The following is a 4,302-nucleotide window of genomic DNA, read 5'->3' as shown; positions in this document are numbered from 1 at the left end:
ATTAGACTAAAAAAGTTGGATGGCTGGAATTTCTCAAAAATACCAGTAAGATGAATCACATCTGCGGAATGTGGGGTTGAACATATCGTTCCACTTTATCGAGGTGGTAAAGATCGAATGTCAAACCTTGCATTAGCTTGTCGCTCTTGTAACCTTCGTAAAGGGACTAACATCAGTGGACTTGATTCTACCTCTAAGACAGAAGTTTCCCTTTTTCACCCAAGACAAGAGAGATGGAATGAGCATTTTCAAGTGGAAACGGAGGCTGGTGCAATTGTCGGAATCACACCTACAGGTAGAGTAACAGTTACAAGTTTGGAAATAAACTCTCCAACACAGTTAATAGCGCGACAATTATGGATTCGTTTAGGTTTGTTTCCCTAGCATGACCGACCGTACAACAATAGCTATTTCCCAGGTGTTACGTCAAGAAGTACGATCGCCCTTCCTCCACCTCTTCAACAACTCCGGCGTCACCAAACCTTGCGGAAAAAAGATCGTCCCCAAAACAATCAGCAACCCAAAAATAATTAACCGCCCATCCCGCAGAAATTGTGCCAACCAAATCGGCAATCCCTGAATAGTCGCCATCCCCCTCAAAACCTCCGGCAAAGCAGTAAACACCATCCCGCCCAAAACTGCTCCCAAAAACGTTCTACTACCACCAATCAACACAGAAGTCAAGTAAATAATACTAGCATCAAAAGTACCTTGACGGGCATTCCAAGTATTCAGAAAATGGGCACTAACTGCACCGACAACACCAGCTAAAACAGCACCTAACGTGAAAGCCAAAACCTTATAAAAAGTTGGGTTAATGCCGATCGCATCAGCCGCCAACTCATCAGCCCGAATCGCCGCAAAAGCCCGCCCCACCCGAATCCGTTCCAGCCGGTAGAGAATCGCCATACTTACCAGCAGCAAAGGCAGTACAATCCACAAATACTCGATCGGCGTCGCAAACGGTTGCGGAATCCCAAAAATGCCCACAGCCCCGCCAGTGATATCCAGATTCAGCGATAATACCCGCAGAATCTCCACAAAAGCAATAGTAGCGATCGCCAAATAAATCCCCCTCAACCGCAGCGCCGGAATACCAACCAAAACACCCAGCAACCCCGAAACAGCCCCTGCAATTATCATCTCCAATAACAGCAGCGGCAGCGGAAACAAACCCCCCGTCGTTTGAAACACCGTCGCAGACAAAATCGCCGCAATATAGCCACCCAAAGCATAAAAACCCGGGCTAGCCAGAGACAACTGCCCAGTCATCAAAGGCAAATATAACGACAATCCCAACATTGCACCCAACAACATCGAGACAATCAGAAACCCGTAAGTAGTAAAAAATGCAGCCATAACTTTATTTTAAATAATAAACATACTTAAATACCAACTTTATCTCAAATCCAGTCCCATCATAATCATTCATTTCTCTCTTCTCTTTCTCTGCGTACTCTGCGTACTCTGCGGTTAAATCATTCCGATCTAATTAGTTTCTGTAGGAGCAATACCCCCGTGGTTGCCCCAATTTCAATCACCGAATTATCCATTTTACACCTTTTCAATCAAACGCCGCCCAAACAAACCCTGCGGCCTAACCAACAACATCACAAACAATATTGCAAAAGCCACAGCATCCTTATAAGCCGAAAAATCACCAGGCACAAAAGCCTCCACCAAACCAATCATAAACCCACCAAAAACAGCCCCAGGAATACTCCCCAACCCACCAAGCACAATCACAGCCAAACCCTTCAAACCAAAAGCAATCCCAAAATAAGGCCCAGCAATACTCACACTAGAACCCACCAAACCCCCCGCCAAACCAGCCAGAAAACTGCTCACAAAAAACGTCAAAACAATATATCTGTCAGTATCAATACCCAACAGACTAGAAGTAGTAGCATCTTCAGCCACCGCCTGCATTGCTTTGCCAAATTTAGTGAAATTTATTAAGTAAGTTAAGACACATACAATCGCAACTGATACCACAAAAATTACTATTTGAACAGTCCGAATCGGAATAGGTTTATCCGCTGTTCCGAAGTTAATTGCAGCGGGTAAATAGCCGTAAGTGTTAGCAGGAAAAGTGTAAATTTCCGCACCGACAAGATATTGGATGATATTGGCGATCGCAACTGCTACACCCAAACTAGAAACCACAGTCAGCAGAGAATCAGAGTGTCGGCGGCGCAAAGGCAAAAAAGCAATTCGTTCAACAATTACTCCCACCAAACCAGCCATGACACTTCCCAAAATTAACGCCACAGCAAAAGGCAACTGCACGGGAATTCGAGCATTAGCCCACAACCCATTAAAACCGAAAGCACCTCCCATCAGCGCATAGGTGAAATAAGCACCCAAAGTAAATACTGCACCGTGAGCAAAATTAATAATTCCGAGAATAGAAAAGACCAGCGTGTATCCCAAGGCAAAAATAGCATACACGCTGCCGATCGACAAACCATTCAAAAATTGTTGCAAAAACAGAGTTAAGTCCATCACCCGTTAAAAATTGAGCATCACAGCCAAATCATTCAACAACAAAAAACATACAATTTTTACTCTGACTTCTGACTTCCCCCAAGGGGGCAGCGGGGTTAACCTCAGACTCACACTCAATAACTCATCCGTGTATCCGTGTCAAATCCGTGTCGTGCCTTCATTTCAAAAACTCAAACTTACCATTATTGCCATCCGCCTCCATCTTAATTCGTGCCACATAAAACTCTTTCTGATTAATCTCACCTTCCGGCGTAAAAGAAATTTCCCCCAAAGGCGTATCGTACTTTCCACCCAACAACTGCTGATTCAAATTTGTACGCAATTGGGCCAAAGGCTTTTCGCTAACCTTCGACTTAGCATTAAGTGCCTTTAATGACTCAACAAAAACTTGTACGCCAGTAAAAGCTTGAGCGCTAAACTGAGGCGGTTCTTTCTTAAATTGAGCGCGATAAGCATCGCGAAAAGCCTTATTAACTTCATTTTCATATTCCGGGCTGTAGGCTTGGGCAATCAAAACTCCATCACAGAGTGCTTTACAAACCGCAAACACATTAGAAGTATTCAGACCGTTGCCCCCAATAATAACGCCTTTGTAGCCCAACTCCCGCAACTGCTTAATTAAATTGCCTCCATCTGCCGCCAACCCGGAAATAATTATCAAATCGGGCTTGACATTGATCGCATTAGTGGCTTGAGATTGGAAATCTGTATCAGTAGTCAAGAATTTTTGGACTGTTGCCAATTCCAGTCCCATATTTTTAACCGTTGTCTGAAAAGTTTCAGTCTCAGATTTGCTAAAAGCATCATTCTGAGCAAAAAACACGGCTACTTTTTTGATATTGGGATTTTGCTTGAGGGCCGCTTTAACTGCGTTAGGTGCTACCACGGCCACGGGCGCGGAGACTCTGGCGACATAATCGCCAATCTGGGGAATGCCTTTAGCTGTGTTGGAGGGTGCGATCACGGGAACTTGGGCGCGATCGGCGATCGGATCGGCACTAAAAGCTTGTTGTGACAGGGTTGGCCCCACAATACCCACCACCTTATCCTGATTGATCAGAGTATTGAAAGCATTGATCGTCCCTTGTTCGTCTCCACCCGTATCTTGGAATACCAGTTTAATCCGCGTCCCATCCACACCGCCCTTATCGTTGAAATATTTCTCAGCTATTTTTGCCCCAGCCACCTGTTCCTGACCCAGTAAAGCCACATTGCTAGTTTGGGCCACCCCAATACCTATAGATATAGTGTTGGAACTCCCCCCACCAAGCGAACCCTCTGGCGAAGCACCGGGAGATGGCGAAGTTGCCGGAGATGCTGTAGTAGAGGTTTGGGGAGTGTTCGCCTGACTGCAAGCCAGCAGCAGTGAAGCGCAGATAATGAATAAGCCACTAGGGCAGGCTGTAAGTTTTTTCATGAGCGGGCGATCGAACATCTATATATAGAACATCTACACGTAGAGATATTCTACCCATGCGCCGTAGATACTCCCCTCAAAAGTCCAATCTTGCCCAAAAAAAAGACCCCTACCCGGAAAGAGGAGTCAGCCAGCGGAGGCAGGATTGGAAACAAACAGCTCAAACCCTTGGTGTGTATAGGTTCAAAAAAAAGTCAAAAATATTTTGGCAAAACGCTTGACAACCCCTTGCGAAATAAGTATATTAATAAAGCGCCAGAAGGGAAGCGGTTCACTGAACCACGAACTAAAGGCAAAAAACTGAACCTAGAAAAAAGAATAGTTTGAAAGCTTAAAGCACTATTAACCTCGTCAAAAGAATCAAGATAGAGAGTAAA

Annotated in this window: 5 protein-coding genes; 1 reads left to right on the top strand and 4 read right to left on the bottom strand. The window is 44.9% G+C overall.

Annotated features, from left to right (window positions below):
* Positions 1-54 precede the first annotated feature (54 nt).
* Positions 55-384, top strand: a complete 330-nt coding sequence (locus tag QUB70_RS32830) for an HNH endonuclease (RefSeq protein WP_442927859.1) — start codon at positions 55-57, stop codon at positions 382-384.
* Positions 385-426: 42 nt separating this feature from the next.
* On the opposite strand, the gene QUB70_RS31715 is transcribed toward QUB70_RS32830, so the two are convergent.
* The 4 genes from QUB70_RS31715 to QUB70_RS31700 form a co-directional block, all read right to left on the bottom strand.
* Entirely contained in the window at positions 427-1,359 is a 933-nt protein-coding gene (locus QUB70_RS31715) for a branched-chain amino acid ABC transporter permease (RefSeq protein ID WP_332985753.1), read from the bottom strand.
* Positions 1,360-1,554: 195 nt separating this feature from the next.
* Positions 1,555-2,505, bottom strand: coding sequence for a branched-chain amino acid ABC transporter permease (locus QUB70_RS31710; RefSeq protein ID WP_332985752.1), 951 nt, complete (start codon positions 2,503-2,505; stop codon positions 1,555-1,557).
* Positions 2,506-2,665: 160 nt separating this feature from the next.
* Positions 2,666-3,925: an ABC transporter substrate-binding protein gene (locus tag QUB70_RS31705; RefSeq protein ID WP_332985751.1), complete on the bottom strand. Its 1,260-nt coding sequence runs from the start codon at positions 3,923-3,925 to the stop codon at positions 2,666-2,668.
* A 194-nt stretch (positions 3,926-4,119) separates the two neighbouring features.
* On the bottom strand, positions 4,120-4,302 hold a 183-nt coding region (locus tag QUB70_RS31700; protein ID WP_332985749.1), incomplete at its 5' end, for a hypothetical protein.

Origin of the sequence: Microcoleus sp. A003_D6, assembly GCF_036702825.1 — a bacterium.
In the GTDB taxonomy this organism is placed as follows: Bacteria; Cyanobacteriota; Cyanobacteriia; order Cyanobacteriales; family Microcoleaceae; genus Microcoleus.
Note: the sequence above shows the minus strand (reverse complement) of the source record. Positions and strands in the feature narration are given on the sequence as shown.